This window comes from Mesorhizobium sp. M0018 (assembly GCF_040323955.1).
GTDB lineage: Bacteria > Pseudomonadota > Alphaproteobacteria > Rhizobiales > Rhizobiaceae > Mesorhizobium.
Genome location: NZ_JAMYVL010000034.1, coordinates 26,196 through 41,095 on the forward strand (window position 1 = coordinate 26,196; position 14,900 = coordinate 41,095).

Here is a 14,900-nt window from a genome sequence, read left to right on the forward strand (position 1 = left end):
GCCTCATCAGCTCCAGGAAGGCCTCGCCGAGAGGCATTCCGTTGAATGGACAAATAGATTAATCATGAAGCCATTATAATATCGCCAATTATGAGAACACTACGAAGCAGGACTGTTTAATGGATCTATACGGCAGCATGTCCGTTTTCGTGCAGATCGTCGAAAAGGGAAACCTAACTGCGGCGGCCTCCGCGTCCGGCATGTCGCCGACCATGGTTGGCAACCATCTACACGCACTTGAAAAGCGATTGGGCACGAGTCTCGTCAACCGGACGACCCGCCGCCAGAGCCTCACCGATTTTGGTCGGGTCTATTATGAACGCTGTCTGGAAATCCTCCGGCTGGTCGCCGAAGTGGACGCCCACGCACTCGCCAACCATATCGTCCCGCGCGGACGGTTGCGCGTGACTGCTCCGGTCTCGTTTGGCGCGGAGGGCCTGATGCCCGTGCTGGGGGACTACACCGCGCGCTATCCTGAAGTTGAACTCGACATCACTTTGTGCGATCGCACTGTCGATCTGATCGAGGAAGGTGTCGAGGCAGCGATTCGCATCGGCTCCCTCCCGGACTCCGGTTTGATTGCCCGGCCGCTGATGCCTTATCGGATGATGATCTGCGCCTCGCCGGATTACATCGCGAAACACGGTGAGCCGCACCGCCCCGCGGACCTTGCGGGCCATCGTTGTGTAGCGTTCCGTTATTCCGCCGAATCGGCCTGGCGCATGATCGGCGAGGAGGGAACCTCACGTGTTGGCGTTTCCGGCATGATCCAGGTGAACAATGGTCAGGCGATACGGGTCGCAGCCCTGAACGGCCTCGGCGTCGTCATGCAGCCGGAAGTTCTGCTAGCCGAGGATGTCACCGCCGGCCGCCTGATCCGGTTGTTGCCGAACTATGAACTCCCGAGCCGGCCCATGCAGATTGTCTATCTTCGGGACCACTACATGTCGCCGAAGCTGCGAAGCTTCATCGACTTTATCGCTGATCGATTCGGTGGTTGACGATCAATTTCGTAGCCATGGCTTTAGCGACCACTCGGCAGTCACATTCAACCTTACACCGTCATGAACACCTGTCGCTTGGACAGGGGTGCACCAAGATTGCGTCGTCATTGATACCGAGAAAGCCTGGCGGTCGGGTCAAGATTACCCGCCGATACGCCATTTTCCTTGCCCGGCTTGTGGACGCCAGCGAGGTGACCGCAGGGTGGGGGTTACTTGAACTGCTGATGATCGCGGATGAACCGAGCTGCGCTCTTGGGTTCGATTCGCAGAATGTCTTGCCAAGCGTCTGGAGGATGGGGAGTTCCGCTGGCCGAAAGTGCATGACGGCATGATGCGGCTGACGGCCGCGCAACTGTCGGCGCTATTGGAAGGGCTGGACTGGCGGCGGGTCCACGAGGCGCGCCGGACCCGCGTTCCAGCCCAGGCAGGCTGACCCGCGACGAAGTGAATCAGCCTGGATTCCGCTGTGCGGGCCGGTGATGGCAATGACTGCAGACCAGCTTCCCGACGATCCGGACGCGCTGAAGGCGATGATCCTGGCACGCGACGTCGAGAACGCCCGCCTGGTCCAGATCATCAAGGAATTGCAACGTCACCGCTTCGGTCGAAGAGCTGAGACGCTTCCCGAGGATCAATTGCTGCTGGGGCTCGAAGAGGCCGAGCAACATGTCCAGCTCCACAAGTTCTACCTTAAGGTCCTCCACTTGTCGGCGCCCCTCATTGGCGACGCGGCGAGCTCAGATTACGCCGTGCTCGTGATCGGCGTGCTCATCCATCAAAATGCCCCTGAGCACGATCAGCGCGCGCTCGAGCACCAGGCCACTAGCCACACTGCCGACACATAGACGCAGGCCGCTCTCCACGGCGCCGTTCGCAACGGCGAATGCCGCTGGTGAAGTGAGCCGGATGCCAGCGTAAGACGCGCGAGCGGCTGCACGCTCAGCATTGATCTCTGGCATCGGCAGCCACACATGCAGGCTGGCGTCCGATCGCGGTTTTTCGATCACATCGCCAAGCACCGCGAGCGCGCGCGTCGTCCGCACACGCGTTTCGGCCATGGCTGCGCTTGCAATCTCGTCAGCGCGGCCGCTCTCGATCAACTGCGTCGTTACCGCACTGTTGATCCCCGCCGGCGAATGCATCAACGCCCGCATCGCCCGCGCGCAGCGGTCGAACACCTCGCCTGTTGGCGCGACGAGGAACCCGGCACGAAGCCCCGGTGAGACGATCTTCGACAAGGAACTGACATAAATCGTGCGCTCGGGCGCGAGCGCCGCGAGCGGCGGCACGTCGAGATGGCGCGCATAGGGCGCATAGACATCATCCTCGATGAGCCAGAGCCCGCGTGCGCGCGCCACCCGGACGATTTCGGCGCGCCGTTCCAGTCCCATCGTCCGTGCAGTCGGGTTCTGCAGCGTCGGTAACGTGTAGAACAGGCGCGCGCCGGTTTCTGCGGCGGCCCTGTCCAGCGCTTGTGGGGTTGCGCCTTCGGCATCCATCTCCACGCCGCGGAGGGGATGGCCCAACTGGCTAGCCAGCGCCTTCGCCCCGGGGAAGGTCGCGGCTTCGCACAAGACCGGATCGCCAGGTGCGCAGAGCGCCGTTAGCGCGATCGCCATCGCATTCTGCGCGCCCGAGCAGCAGATCACCGTTTGCCATTCCATGCGCTGAAGATTGGCTGTCCGGGTGAGCCAGGCGGCGGCTGCCTGCCTGTCGCGGTTAAGCCCGCAAGTCGACTGATAGCACAACCGGTCGACCAACGCTGGCCGCCGGCGCAGCGCGCTCAGAGCCTCGCGCACGGCGTCGTTCGCATTGATCGGCGCAAGATTGATGGTGAGGTCGATAGGTCCCGTGTCGGTGGTTGCCGGCGACCGGTCGATGACGAAGGTGCCGCGTCCAACATGACCCGCAATAAGCCCGCGCTCGGTCGCTTCGCCATAGGCGCGCGTGACGGCGCCGACACTGATCGAGAGCGCATGGGCGAGCTCGCGATGCGGCGGAAGCCTCGCGTCGGCAGGGAGGCGACCGTTCGCGATATCCGCCGCCATCGCATCGACGAGCTGACGATAGAGCGGCGCTGCATCCGAGCGATCGAGTACCGGGCTCCAGCGGGTCATCATGATTGCCTCATATTGTCATAGGGACATTAATAGAATTGACTCTCTAGTCAATCGGACGATTGTTATGACCTCAATGTGTGGAGCAGATATGTTCGTCCCGCTATACCAAGTCGATGCCTTTGCCAGCCGCCGCTTCGCCGGTAATCCGGCCGCCGTCATGGTCCTCGACGCCTTCGCCGCTGATGAGCATCTGCAGGCGATCGCCGGTGAGAATAACCTCGCCGAGACGGCCTTTCTCGTGCCGGACGGCCCGGACTTTCACTTGCGCTGGTTCACGCCGACGGTGGAGGTGCCGCTGTGCGGGCATGCCACGCTCGCGAGCGCTGCGGTTGTCATGGAGCGACTCGCGCCCGAGCGCCGCTCGGTGACTTTCCATTCGGCAAGCGGCCCGCTCACCGTCTCCCGCGCGGAAACGGGTTATGTGATGAACTTTCCAGCCCGGCCGATGATACAGACGACGATCCCTGACACGATGGCCGCCGCACTTGGGCGGTTTCCGGTCGAGGTGCTCGTAGATCAGTTCAACTATCTGGCGCTGCTGGAGACTGCGGATCACGTTCGGCAACTGGCGCCCGATCTCGCCGCGATTGCACGGCTCGACCGGGGCGGCCTGATCCTTACCGCGCCGGGCGACGACGGCTATCACTGTGTCAGCCGCTATTTCGCACCCGCCAAGGGTATTCCCGAGGACCCGGTCACTGGCGGCGCGCACTGCGCACTTGCGCCCTACTGGGCGGCCCGGCTCGGCAAGACGAGCTTGCGCGCCTTCCAGGCCTCGGCTCGCGGTGGCGAGCTGCTATGCCGCGTCGTCGGCGACCGCGTGGAGCTCGAGGGTTCCTGTGCCTTCTATCTCGAAGGTCGGGCGGACATCCGATGCTGAGAATCTATGGCTATGCGGGCTCGATCAATGTCCGCAAGGTGCTCTGGGCATGCGTCGAGCTCGACCTCGCATTCGAACCTGAGGATTGGGGTGGATCTCACCGGCCGATAAGCGAACCGTTGTTTCGGGCGCTCAATCCTGTCGCGATGGTGCCGGTGATCGACGACGCGGGGACAATCGTCTGGGAGTCCAACGCGATTATCCGCTATCTCGCAGCGAGCCGAGAGGCCGTAAGGAGAGAGACAAGTTCCGCCACCGGCGGAAGCACGTCCTTCGCGGGACGATGGATGAGGCGAGTTCGTTGAAGCACTCGGACCGGTCGCTCACTGCAGCCGATCAGGCCGCGAATCAGATTGTGCCGCTTCATTCTCCTGATCCCATGCTGGGAGGGCTAAAGCCGATCCCGTAGAGAAGCGAGGCCCCGCGAAAGACGTCAAACGCCGGAGAAGCCGCAAGCTCGAAAGCGCTTGACCTCAACATGCCGAATAGAGAAGTGCTTCAGGACTGCTGCAACCCGGACTTTTTCAACACTATCGGCCCCTCCCGAACGTTTGTGCTCTGGCCAATAGTGGTCTGAGGAGAAACGATATGGGACATTCGCAGTATGACCTCGCCGACAAGGCCGTCCCGCTTGGAATGCAGGCAAGAGAGTAGGCGTCAAACGACCTCTGAAGGTTCGTCAAATCTGGGAAATCCGGTTCTTTCTCGACCGCGAAGGTCGATCACGGGACCGAGCGCTGTTCGACCTTGCGATCGATAGCAAGTTGCGTGGTTGCGACTTGGTGAAGCTCAAGATTGGCGCGCTAGTGAGTGGCGCTGAGATTCGGACTCGGGCCATGATTGTGCAGCAAAAGACTGGGAGGCCAGTTCAATTCGAACTGATGGCAGACGCCCGAGCAAGCCTACTTGCATGGCTCGAACGTAGAGGTGGAGCGGTCGACGATTTTGCCTTTCCCAGTCGGGTCGATCATGCTGGCCATTTGAGCACCAGGCAGTATGCGCGCCTGGTCGATGAATGGGTTTCGGCGGTTGGCCTTCGCCGTGAGGATTATGGCACCCACTCGCTTCGTCGTACCAAGGCCTCCATTATCTATAAGGCCACCGGGAATCTCCGAGCAATTCAAATTCTGCTCGGCCACACCAAGATTGAGAACACCGTCCGGTATCTCGGCGTCGACGTCGAGGATGCACTGACGCTGGCCGAGGGAACTGAAATCTGAAAATGGACGACCTCGCGTGGGTCGCGCGGGTGTTGGGTCCAGCGGCTTTGCGCCGCAATGTCGGCCATAGAGGCGAACTTTGCCTCCGCCCGGAAGCAGACACTGCAATTGGCCGCGCTGAAGGTCGTGATCGCGCCAGAGCCTGCAAAGGCACAACTCGGCACACGAGGGCGAACATTCCGCTGCGGAAACAACTTGAAGAAACGCTTCGCGACCCATAGCATGCCGCGCCATGGTGAAATCTGATCGGGAGGTCAGTGAGATCGGTCGGGTTTTTGAGCCAGTGCAAGGTAGGGAGGATAATAATTATGGCTTCCGAAGTACAGGCAAACAACGGTGTTAACGTAGAGGCGCTGCTCGGCGCACGCGAAGCGCTCACCAACGCCCCGGAGGCAGCGCAGTTCAAGTGGCGCGCGGCCTGCGAATGGAAGGATGGCACCCACAGCCACTCGTCGGTCGAGAGCTTCTACGGTCTCGGCGAGGATCAGCATCGCAAGACCACCTTCACATTCGACGCAGACCATCCGGAGGTCTTCGCTTCCCAGGACAAGGGCGCCACGCCCGTCGAATACGTGCTGGTCGGATTGGCGAGTTGCCTGACCGCCGGCATCGCCGCGGTTGCCCAGAACCGGAACATCCAGTTGAAGTCGGTGAAGGCGACCATCGAAGGCGACATGGATCTCGCCGGAATTCTCGGCATCGACAGCGACGTGCGCAACGGCTTCAGCGGCATCACGGTGAAATACAACATCGACGCCGACGCTAAGCGCGAGGACATCGAGGCTATCGTCGCTCAGTCGCAGAAGCGGTCGGCGGTCTATGACATTGTCACCAATCCGACGAACGTCACGGTCGTGGTGAATTGAAAGGCGCTTCGAACCGTAGACTCTCCTGATGAGAGGGTGCGATTAGTTCCGTCACCACAGCGATCGTCGGCGCGGGGCACGCGGGGCTCGCGATGAGCCGCTGCCTCGCGGAGCGCTCTATCGACCATGTGCTGCTGGAGCGCGGCGAGATCGCCCATACCTGGCGCACCGAGCGATGGGATTCACTGCGGCTGCTCACCCCGAACTGGCAGAGCCGGCTGCCGGGCTTTCGCTATGACGGCGACGATCCCGACGGCTACCGGACGATGCCTGAGGTGATCGACTTCCTCGGGAACTATGCCAAGGCGATCTCGGCTCCGGTCAGAACCCACACGACCGTTACCTCGGTTCGCAGCGACGGGGCGGGATATCTTGTGCGCACGGACCGCGGCGAGTGGCGGTGTCGGACCGTCGTGCTGGCGTCGGGCGCGTGCAACATCGCGCGCCTGCCCGACGTCGCCAGCCGCGTGCCGCCGTCGGTCGCCATGCTGACGGCACAGTCCTACCGCAATCCGGGTCAGGTCGCCGACGGTGGCGTGATGGTGGTGGGCGCGTCGTCGAGCGGCACCCAGATCGCACAGGAGCTGCAGCGTTCGGGGCGTCAAGTGACCCTGTCGGTGGGCGAGCACATCCGGGCGCCCCGCGTCTATCGCGGCAAGGACCTGGAATGGTGGATGGACGCCGCCGGCGTGCTCGACGAGCGTTACGACGAGGTGGACGACATCAGGCGGGCGCGACGGGTTCCTTCGCTACAGCTTGCCGGCACGCCCGACCGCATCACCCTCGACCTCAATGCGCTCGACGACCTCGGCGTCCGGCTCATTGGTCGTCTTGCCGGCATCACCGAAGACGGCAAGGCCCAGTTTGCGGGGTCGTTGCGCAACATGTGCGCGCTTTCCGATCTCAAGATGGCCCGGCTGCTCGACCTCATCGACGAATGGGCGCGCGCCAACGGCCTGGACGCTACGGTCGGGCCGCCGGATCGCCCGCCGCCGACCCGTGTCGAGGACAACCCGCCGCTCGGCCTCGATCTTGCCGGGGGCGCTATCAGGACGATCATCTGGGCCACCGGCTACCGGCCGGACTACTCCTGGCTGGAACTGCCGGTCCTCGACCGCAAGGGCCACGTCCGTCACGACGGCGGTGTAGCGGAACATCCGGGCCTGTACCTGATGGGGACGCAGTTTCTGCGCCGCCGCAAGTCTGCTCTGATCGACGGCGCTGGCGACGACGCGCGGGATCTCAGCGATCATCTGGCATCGTACCTCGGGCAAAATTCAATCTGATAGCAGAATCAACGTCTGAGACTCCAGAGGGAACAGGTTGGTTGCCGCGACACCCCCGAATTCTGCGCCCCTGCAGTCATATTCCCAAATGCAGCTTTGGCTTCCAGAAGGGGCGGAACAACTCAATCTTGGGACAGCGGTTCATCACCACTTTCAAGCCCGCTTCCTCCGCCAACTGGGCGGCAGCGTCATCGCGCACCCCAATCTGACCCCACAGAACCTTGGCATTAATTGCGATGGCCTCCTGTGCAACTTCCAACAGATCTTCGGAGCGGCGAAAAACCTCAACCATATCCACAGGCCGGTCGATGGCCGCTAGTGACGCGTACACCTTAAGCCCTCGAATCTCATCCAGACCGGGACTGGGGTTGACCGGGATCATGTCGTAGCCGATTTCGTGCAGCACCCTGAGTACCCCATAGGAAAATTTAGTTTTATCGGGGCTGGCCCCAACCATCGCGATGGTTTTGACCGAATTCAGAATGTCTTGCAGATAAGCCTCCGAATAGGGCTCATCATGATTCATATGGGTCATTTCTTTGCTTCCAACGGGGTCGCAATATCGGCTTTCAATTCATGAGCGGCCAGCGGGTCAAGGAAGGGGTTGCGATAGAGCTTGTCGTGGCTCTCAACGCCGACCTCCAGCGTGCAGTCGCTCAAAGGGCGGGCGACGCAGAGGATTATATAGCCATTGTTGATCTGGCGGTTGTTCAGCGCCCGCTGCGCTTTTTGATCGACTTTGCCGCTGATTATTTTGGCCGCACAGGTTATGCAGCCGCCATACTTGCACCCATACGGCAGATCCACGCCCTGCTCGCGCAAGCTTTGCAAGAGGGGCTTGCGGTGATCGACGTCAAAGGCCGCACCGCCTTGATTGGCGAGAATGATGGTGAAGCAGGTCATACCCAGATGTCACTCGTGCAATCACCCCCGGGATAACGGGTTTCGTGGCAGCGGCTTGGTCCATTTGGTTCCTTACCAAAATCAACAACGAATAGCGGATCGATTTCCATGCCGCCGTTTTCCGTATCGCAATTGACCATCAGCATGCATCCGCCATTGGTGCGGATTTCCGGATAGAACTGATTATCCCACGTCGAGAAGAGTGAGGTCGTCACATAAAGGCGCTTGCCGTCGAGGCTGAGCTGTATCATCTGAGGCCCGCCAGTCACTTTCACGCCATTGACCTCAGGCGCACGGCCGAGAAGTCCGCCCATCCACACTTGTCCGGTAAGCTTGGCGTTGTGAGGGTCCGAGATGTCGTACTGACGAATGTCGCCATGCAACCAGTTGCACAGATAGAGGTATCTATCGTCCATGCTGAGCAGAATGACCGAGATCACGCCCGGTATTGGTATCGGCCATGCGGGATGCGGCTCATTGCCGACATCGACAATTTTTTCCCATTGCCAGTCACCCGCCGCGTTCTTCCACCAATGGATGATATTTGCAGAAAGGGCCGCGCCAACAAAGCCGTGACTGCTGTCGGGGTTATGATGGAATCGCACTTCCAGTGGGATCAAGCCATCTTCACCGAGATAGAATGTTTGCTTTGGCTCCTTCTTTTCAAAATCCCAGAAATGGATCTCTCGGCCATATTTCAGATGACCAACCTCTTCCAGGTCAAAGCCAGGCATGAAGGTATTGGGCGCGGCCCATTCCGAGCTGACCATTACGTTGTGTCGCGGCTGGTACCAGAAATCATAACCAAACTTGATCCTGCCCATGGAATTTTCCCAGCGGCCGACAATCTCGAACTCCTTGCTGAGTTGCAAATAGCCGCCGGGGGCATTGCCCTGGGCGTCACCAAGCATGGAAACGATGATGTCCGAGCCCAGGCAATGCACCGTGTGTGGCGCCGACAGGTTAGTCCTGGCTTTGATTTCAGCGCCGTCTATCACCTTGAACAGTGTCGGGCTGCGCGGATCGGTACCGCAATCGACAATATGCAGATTTGACGAGCGCACACCCGGCACGATCAGATATTTCCGCTCCATGCTCGCATCGCCATGGCACGACGAACAGGCATTCCAGCCCGAGTGATGAAGCTCATCGCCAATACCCGGCATTTGCAAACGCGAAATCACCTGGCTGTAGGTCGAACTCTCCGGGTCGACATCAATCGTGCACAGATAGTCCGGCTTCTGAATGCCCGTGCCGGTGTAGATGGCAATCGTATAGAGCAGCTTTTCGCGAGGTGCCGTCATCGCCTCGGCTGGAGAAGCATAGCCCGGTCCACAGCAATGATTGGTCATGGGTACTTCCCTTTGAACAGATCACTCGCCAGCCCCAAAGGGGCAAGCTGGAATGTTAGTGCATGCTTGGCATTGGCGCTATGGCCGGGGAGGCGGAGGCGGCATAATAGGCGCGCCCGACGGGGTTGACAGCCAGATGATCGTGCGCGAACGGCTCGACGATCATCCACCTGCCGTCCGGATTGAGCGAGCTACGAGCATGCGTGACATGGCGTCGAGGCTGCCGATCTCCCCCACAACAACGGTACAACAACGGGGAAGTTGCGCTCTCTCCCAAAACGCGGCTCCGCCTCGCTTTTTTATTGATCACGGCAAAAAAACAACGCTAACTGGCTCCCGCGAGGGGCCATGCTGACAAGTGATGAAGTGGGAGCAATCCCGTTGTTTTCGGGTTTGCCGGCGGCAGAGCTGGAGCGGCTGGCGCGGACAGCGGCCGATCTTCACCTCAGCCCCGGAGAGTTCGCGATTCACGAGGGTGGAGAGGCCGCGCTGTTTGCGGTTCTCGCCGGCAAGATCGAAGTCGTAAAGACCTTCGACGGCATCGAGCGAACGCTGGGTTGGCGTCTGCCGGGAACGATCTTCGGCGAGGTGCCGATTGCGCTTGGCTCGGGTTTTCCCGGTGGCTATCGCGCCGCCGAATTTTCCCGCGTCATGCGCATCGACGTTCAGCAGTATTATTCCATCGCCGCGGTGTCAAAGGACGTGGCCCAAAAGGTCAGCGCGCTTGCCCGCGAGCGGATGGGCGGGCTGCAAAGCGTCACTGCCGAGCCGCAGAGGCCGCGCGTCACATTGGTCGGCCATCGCTGGGACACGGCGTGCGGCGAACTGCGCCGGTTTCTGGCCCGCAACCAGATTTCGTTCACCTGGCTGTTGCCCGACACGTCGGATGCCGAGGCTTTCTGGTCTGCCCTCAGCAGGCCGGCTCTCGATGGTCCCGTTGCCCGGCTGGCGGACGGGGAGATTATCGAAGCACCCGCCGTGCGCGATCTTGCCATCCGCCTCGGGCTGCAGACGCGCCCGCGCGGCGCCGAGTACGACGTCGCGATCATCGGCGGCGGACCGGCCGGTCTTGCGGCTGCGGTCTATGGCGCCTCCGAGGGGCTGCGCACCATCGTCGTCGAACGCGAGGCGCCCGGCGGGCAGGCGGGAACATCCTCGCGCATCGAGAACTATCTCGGCTTTCCAAGCGGCATTTCCGGCGACGAGCTTGCCAGCCGCGCGCTGCAGCAGGCAAAGCGGCTCGGCGCCGAAATCCTGGTCACCCGTTCGGTCGCCGGCATCGACCCGACGACGCACGAGGTGGTGCTCGACGGCACCGATGTCGTGCGCGCCCGCAGCCTCATCCTGGCAACCGGCGTCGCCTGGCGCCGTCTTGCCATCGACGGGTTCGACCGGTTGATCGGCAAAGGCGTTTATTATGGCGCCGCGCGCAGCGAGGCGAGCAGCACGCATGGGCAGGATGTCTACCTGATCGGCGCCGGCAATTCGGCCGGCCAGGCGGCGATGCATTTTTCCGGCCATGCGCGCAGCGTGACGCTGCTGGTGCGCGGCCCCTCGCTTGCCGACAGCATGTCTCACTATCTGATCGAGCAGCTCAGGGCGAAATGCAACGTAAAGGTCCAGCTTCACTCCGAAGTCCAGGCCGTGCACGGCGAGACGCACCTGACGGCGATCGACATTCTCGACAAGACCGGCAACGAGGTGAGCCGGCACCAATGCGGCGGGCTGTTCGTGTTCATCGGCGCCAACGCCGAGACCGAGTGGCTGCCGGCCGACGTAGCGCGCGATGCACGCGGTTATGTGCTGACCGGCGACGACGTGAAGAAGGCCGGGCTCTGGTCGCATGGCCGCGACCCCTACCTGCTCGAGACCAGCGCGCCCGGCATCTTCGCCTGCGGCGACGTACGCCTGAGCCCGGTCAAACGCGTTGCCTCGGCGGTCGGCGAGGGCAGCATGGCCATCGCCTTCGTCCACCAGTATCTGGCCAATGAAGAGAAAGTAGACCGCAACCAAAGCTAGAGGGTCAAGTAACCAGAATGTCATCAGCCGGTCGATGCGGCGTGAAAACCGCCAATTAAGCATCGAAAGCACGCTTGACGGCTGGCCGCACTTCGCCGCGGGCTACATAAGCGGAGAGGTTCGGATATTCGTCCAGTATACCCGATCCGTTCAACCTGCGCAGCACGCCACCATCAGAAGGTCACCGGCGCTGAACGCACCATCGAGCCAGGTCGGCATTGCCCAGGCGATCGGAAAGTTCGCCGAGCCGGCCACGGATGCGATCCTCGACCATGGGCAGGCGCTGCTTATGCCAGGTCTCGTCGCGGGTCGTCAGCGGCCCCAAGGCTGGCGGGCAGCAATGCGCCCCTTCCTGGACATTACCAAAGCAAGACCACGGGGAATTCTGACCCACGTCCCGAACTTCATGGCCTTCGTCTCGCTGGAATGTCTAACGCGACTCCGTCATGATGTCCCAGCCCTGTCGAGCGACGCTGCCAAAGCCGTTGACGCCAACGCAGGTGATGAGGGCAGGCTAGACCAGTGCAGCAGATCCGCCCGGCGACTTTTCTTTTTGCGGCCGGAGCCCTGCGCGACATGGGCGATGGCTTCGTGGCCGTTCTGTTGCCGGTCTATCTCCTCGCATTAGGCTTCGCGCCTCTGCAGGTCGGCATCATTGCAACCGGATCGCTGCTCGGTTCAGCGCTCTTGACCATCGCCGTCGGACTCCTTGGTGCCCGACACGATCACCGCCAACTCCTGCTTGCCGCCGCCAGTCTGATGGTCGCCACGGGTGTGGCCTTTGCTGTGGTCCACGACTACGCGCTGCTTTTGGTGATCGCCTTCGCAGGCACCATCAACCCGTCGGCCGGCAGCGTCAGCGTGTTCGTGCCCTTAGAGCATGCCGTCCTCACACGCGAAGTCACCGACGCCGCGCGGACCAAGATGTTCGCGCGCTACAGCCTTGTGGGTGCGCTCGCAGCCGCGGTTGGCGCGCTCGCTTCGGCAACCCCTGACCTTCTGGCTCCAGCCGGCCTCGACCAACTCACCGGCATCAAGGCGATGTTCGTGCTCTATGCGTTGCTGGGCCTGCTCGGCGGTCTGCTTTACGCGCAGATCCCGCGGCGCCGTCCAACGTCGGACTCCGGCAGCACGTCCGCGCTTGGCCCCTCGCGGAATATCGTTTTCAGGCTTGCGGCCCTTTTTAGCCTTGATGCCTTTGCCGGCGGCTTCCTCGTCCAGTCGCTGCTTGCCCTGTGGCTTTTCGAAAAATTCGACCTGTCGCTTTCGGAAGCGGGCTTTTTCTTCTTCTGGTCCGGCGTGCTTTCGGCGTTCTCATTCCCCGTTGCCGCCTGGCTGTCGCGGCACATCGGACTCATCAACACGATGGTGTTCACACACATTCCGTCCAGCATCGCCCTGATGCTGGCGGCGCTTGCGCCGACGCTCCCTCTGGCGCTCGCCCTGCTGCTGATCCGTGCCGCACTTTCACAGATGGACGTCCCGACGCGCTCATCTTACGTCATGGCGGTCGTCACGGAGGCGGAGCGGGCAGCCGCCGCGAGCTTCACATCGGTACCGCGCAGTTTGGCTGCCGCAGCCAGTCCCGCCCTGGCGGGCGCTCTGTTCGCTGCCTCGTTCCGGGCTTGGCCCCTGATCATCTGCGGTGCACTGAAGATCGCTTACGATCTGCTGCTGCTGATGCAGTTTCGGCACCTCAAGCCGCCGGAGGAACGGTGATGCAGCCGCCGGTTTGGGGTGTTTGACCAGGATGGGTCAATCGCGAAGGAAAACGTTGGAAAGTTGTCGATCACTTCCGGCTGTCGCGGAGCGTGAAATGTCGCCTCGCTTCCTCGTGACATTGTCTGCCGCACTTTATCTGACATCATCGGTGTTTGCCGGGGCAGGATCACCCGTTCCGTCGAACGTCTGCTATGCGTGGAAAAGCCGCTGCAGAAGGTCCGCATCGGTGAAGGTTTTTCGATGTGGGCCGCAGCGCGAGGGGTGCGGGCTGGGTCGACATCGGCCCGCGTTGAAAAACCTCCCAAGGAGGACGCCGCGGGGTCATCTTCGGCTCTGCCGAGATGTTCGGCCCGAATGATTGGGTCGCGCGCAAGGGGATCGAGTCCCGCTCGCGCCCCGATTATCGGCCGTTACCAGCCGTAGCTGAAGATGGCGCCGCCACCACCGTCGCCGTTCTGCACGACATTGGCCTCGGTGTTCCTTCCGAACTGGAAAATACCGTAGGCGTTGTCGTTGCCGTTCTGCCTCAGGATGGCGGAATGGCCGTTGCCCTCCTGATGGATGATGCCCAGATTGCCGCGGCCGTTCCGGCCGAGGCCAGCAGCATTACCGTGTCCGGACTGACGGATTCTGGCGCCGTGCAGGCCGCGATACTTCGAATAGACGCGCAGGCCGGTCGCCAGGGCGCCGCGGGCGTTGGCAGGAGCAAATGTCACCGACACCCAGCCTCCTGCGTAGGCCGGTGCGGACAGCGCCACCTGGCCGATGCTGCCGGCAACGAGAGCGGCAGTAAGGGTTATGAACATATTGCGGGTCATCTTGGTCTTCATTTCCGGCTGCCTCAGCCTATGGCCAACCTTCCCGAATTGCGGCTGAACCATCCCGGAACCCGTCGTTCAGCTGTCGTTCAGTCATTTTTCCCGGCTCGGCACACATAGAAAAGGCGCCGAACGCCGACGCCCTTTTTCGTGAACTGGCCGGTGCGATCAGGTCGCGCCGCCGACCCGCGCGGCGCAGCCGATGCTCTTGCCATCGACCGCAACTTCGAGCTTGGCGTCGTAAACGCCGGCCTTTGCGTCGAGCGTGACAGCGCCGAGCGTAGCTGGCTTGCCGGGCGCAGCGCTGAAGGCGCCGCCCTGCTCGATGCTGGTGCCGCCGGTGCGACCGGTGCTTTCGACATGGAAGGAATAGGTGCCACTCACGTTTCTGTCGGCATAGGCAAGCGCCTCAAGCAAGACCATGCCCCCTTCCGGCGTGGCGCGGATCTCGCAGCGCACCGGCCCAACGGACTGGTCGGCGGTGGCCATGGTCGCCAGCGCGCCGGCCGGGACCAGGACCAGGGCGAGTGCCGCCATGACGCGGCGGGAATGCTTGACGATGCGGGGCATGGTTCGTCTCCTTGGCTTGGCTAGCGGCGGCCCCCGGATATTTTCCCCGCCGCCAGGGCCGTTGCCGGTTTTTTGGGCCGTGTTATATAAAAAAAAAACACGCCCCCCCCCAAGCCGGGACGAGGGTATTCGGGTTGGGT

General features: G+C 61.9%; 14 protein-coding genes and 3 pseudogenes. 10 read left to right on the forward strand and 7 right to left on the reverse strand.

Annotated elements, in window-relative coordinates:
• Positions 1-119: 119 nt before the first annotated feature.
• The 3 genes and pseudogenes from NKJ81_RS29730 to NKJ81_RS29740 all read left to right on the forward strand — a co-directional run.
• Entirely contained in the window at positions 120-1,001 is an 882-nt protein-coding gene (locus NKJ81_RS29730; protein WP_352542631.1) for a LysR family transcriptional regulator, read from the forward strand.
• 289 nt (positions 1,002-1,290) lie between these two features.
• Positions 1,291-1,437 carry an IS66 family insertion sequence element accessory protein TnpB gene (gene tnpB / locus NKJ81_RS29735; protein WP_023703244.1) on the forward strand — a complete coding sequence of 49 codons (147 nt, stop codon included), beginning with the start codon at positions 1,291-1,293 and terminating at the stop codon, positions 1,435-1,437.
• Between the two features lie 46 nt (positions 1,438-1,483).
• Positions 1,484-1,669, forward strand: a pseudogene (locus NKJ81_RS29740) (transposase domain-containing protein); the annotation flags it as partial.
• 72 nt (positions 1,670-1,741) lie between these two features.
• On the opposite strand, the gene NKJ81_RS29745 reads toward NKJ81_RS29740, so the two are convergent.
• The gene (locus NKJ81_RS29745; RefSeq protein WP_352542632.1) at positions 1,742-3,124 is read right to left on the reverse strand and encodes an aminotransferase-like domain-containing protein; all 1,383 of its coding nucleotides are present in this window, start codon (positions 3,122-3,124) and stop codon (positions 1,742-1,744) included.
• A gap of 88 nt (positions 3,125-3,212) precedes the next feature.
• Here NKJ81_RS29745 and NKJ81_RS29750 point away from each other — a divergent pair, with 88 nt between their 5' ends.
• From NKJ81_RS29750 to NKJ81_RS29770, 5 genes and pseudogenes are all read left to right on the forward strand, one after another.
• The gene (locus NKJ81_RS29750) at positions 3,213-4,004 is read left to right on the forward strand and encodes a PhzF family phenazine biosynthesis protein (RefSeq protein WP_352542633.1); all 792 of its coding nucleotides are present in this window, start codon (positions 3,213-3,215) and stop codon (positions 4,002-4,004) included.
• Positions 3,998-4,309 carry a glutathione S-transferase N-terminal domain-containing protein gene (locus NKJ81_RS29755; protein WP_352503443.1) on the forward strand — a complete coding sequence of 104 codons (312 nt, stop codon included), beginning with the start codon at positions 3,998-4,000 and terminating at the stop codon, positions 4,307-4,309. The genes NKJ81_RS29750 and NKJ81_RS29755 overlap by 7 nt, the downstream gene beginning before the upstream one ends.
• A gap of 283 nt (positions 4,310-4,592) precedes the next feature.
• Positions 4,593-5,224, forward strand: a pseudogene (locus tag NKJ81_RS29760) (tyrosine-type recombinase/integrase).
• A gap of 308 nt (positions 5,225-5,532) precedes the next feature.
• Positions 5,533-6,090, forward strand: coding sequence for an OsmC family protein (locus NKJ81_RS29765; protein WP_023679231.1), 558 nt, complete (start codon positions 5,533-5,535; stop codon positions 6,088-6,090).
• A gap of 62 nt (positions 6,091-6,152) precedes the next feature.
• Complete coding sequence (locus NKJ81_RS29770) at positions 6,153-7,376, forward strand: NAD(P)-binding domain-containing protein (protein WP_352503449.1); 1,224 nt, start codon at positions 6,153-6,155, stop codon at positions 7,374-7,376.
• Between the two features lie 76 nt (positions 7,377-7,452).
• On the opposite strand, the gene NKJ81_RS29775 is transcribed toward NKJ81_RS29770, so the two are convergent.
• The 3 genes from NKJ81_RS29775 to NKJ81_RS29785 are packed head-to-tail and all read right to left on the reverse strand — an operon-like array spanning position 7,453 to position 9,631.
• Positions 7,453-7,902: a CoA-binding protein gene (locus tag NKJ81_RS29775; protein ID WP_352542637.1), complete on the reverse strand. Its 450-nt coding sequence runs from the start codon at positions 7,900-7,902 to the stop codon at positions 7,453-7,455.
• Between the two features lie 5 nt (positions 7,903-7,907).
• A complete protein-coding gene (locus NKJ81_RS29780) occupies positions 7,908-8,279 on the reverse strand; it encodes a 2Fe-2S iron-sulfur cluster-binding protein (RefSeq protein ID WP_352474288.1) in 372 nt (123 codons plus the stop codon).
• On the reverse strand, positions 8,276-9,631 hold the full coding sequence (locus NKJ81_RS29785; protein WP_352542634.1) for a selenium-binding family protein: 1,356 nt from the start codon (positions 9,629-9,631) through the stop codon (positions 8,276-8,278). Before NKJ81_RS29785 ends, NKJ81_RS29780 begins: the two co-directional genes overlap by 4 nt.
• A gap of 348 nt (positions 9,632-9,979) precedes the next feature.
• Here NKJ81_RS29785 and NKJ81_RS29795 point away from each other — a divergent pair, with 348 nt between their 5' ends.
• Positions 9,980-11,650: an FAD-dependent oxidoreductase gene (locus tag NKJ81_RS29795; protein ID WP_352542635.1), complete on the forward strand. Its 1,671-nt coding sequence runs from the start codon at positions 9,980-9,982 to the stop codon at positions 11,648-11,650.
• Positions 11,651-11,705: 55 nt separating this feature from the next.
• On the opposite strand, the pseudogene NKJ81_RS29800 reads toward NKJ81_RS29795, so the two are convergent.
• Positions 11,706-11,954: pseudogene (locus NKJ81_RS29800) on the reverse strand (glutathione S-transferase family protein); the annotation flags it as partial.
• A 272-nt stretch (positions 11,955-12,226) separates the two neighbouring features.
• On the opposite strand from NKJ81_RS29800, the gene NKJ81_RS29805 reads away from it, so the two are divergent.
• Positions 12,227-13,369, forward strand: coding sequence for an MFS transporter (locus NKJ81_RS29805; protein WP_352542638.1), 1,143 nt, complete (start codon positions 12,227-12,229; stop codon positions 13,367-13,369).
• Positions 13,370-13,782: 413 nt separating this feature from the next.
• Here NKJ81_RS29805 and NKJ81_RS29810 read toward each other — a convergent pair whose 3' ends face one another.
• Both NKJ81_RS29810 and csgH read right to left on the reverse strand, forming a co-directional pair.
• Entirely contained in the window at positions 13,783-14,190 is a 408-nt protein-coding gene (locus NKJ81_RS29810) for a curlin (RefSeq protein WP_352542639.1), read from the reverse strand.
• 168 nt (positions 14,191-14,358) lie between these two features.
• A complete protein-coding gene (gene csgH, locus NKJ81_RS29815) occupies positions 14,359-14,760 on the reverse strand; it encodes a curli-like amyloid fiber formation chaperone CsgH (RefSeq protein WP_352542636.1) in 402 nt (133 codons plus the stop codon).
• Between the last annotated feature and the right edge of the window lie 140 nt (positions 14,761-14,900).

Coding starts and splice junctions, on each gene's coding strand:
- NKJ81_RS29730 (WP_352542631.1), top strand. CDS start 120: ATGGATCTATACGGCAGCATGTCCGTTTTCGTGCAGATCGTCGAAAAG.
- NKJ81_RS29745 (WP_352542632.1), bottom strand. CDS start 3,124: ATGATGACCCGCTGGAGCCCGGTACTCGATCGCTCGGATGCAGCGCCG.
- NKJ81_RS29750 (WP_352542633.1), top strand. CDS start 3,213: ATGTTCGTCCCGCTATACCAAGTCGATGCCTTTGCCAGCCGCCGCTTC.
- NKJ81_RS29755 (WP_352503443.1), top strand. CDS start 3,998: ATGCTGAGAATCTATGGCTATGCGGGCTCGATCAATGTCCGCAAGGTG.
- NKJ81_RS29765 (WP_023679231.1), top strand. CDS start 5,533: ATGGCTTCCGAAGTACAGGCAAACAACGGTGTTAACGTAGAGGCGCTG.
- NKJ81_RS29775 (WP_352542637.1), bottom strand. CDS start 7,902: ATGAATCATGATGAGCCCTATTCGGAGGCTTATCTGCAAGACATTCTG.
- NKJ81_RS29780 (WP_352474288.1), bottom strand. CDS start 8,279: ATGACCTGCTTCACCATCATTCTCGCCAATCAAGGCGGTGCGGCCTTT.
- NKJ81_RS29785 (WP_352542634.1), bottom strand. CDS start 9,631: ATGACCAATCATTGCTGTGGACCGGGCTATGCTTCTCCAGCCGAGGCG.
- NKJ81_RS29795 (WP_352542635.1), top strand. CDS start 9,980: ATGCTGACAAGTGATGAAGTGGGAGCAATCCCGTTGTTTTCGGGTTTG.
- NKJ81_RS29805 (WP_352542638.1), top strand. CDS start 12,227: ATGGGCGATGGCTTCGTGGCCGTTCTGTTGCCGGTCTATCTCCTCGCA.
- NKJ81_RS29810 (WP_352542639.1), bottom strand. CDS start 14,190: ATGACCCGCAATATGTTCATAACCCTTACTGCCGCTCTCGTTGCCGGC.
- csgH (WP_352542636.1), bottom strand. CDS start 14,760: ATGCCCCGCATCGTCAAGCATTCCCGCCGCGTCATGGCGGCACTCGCC.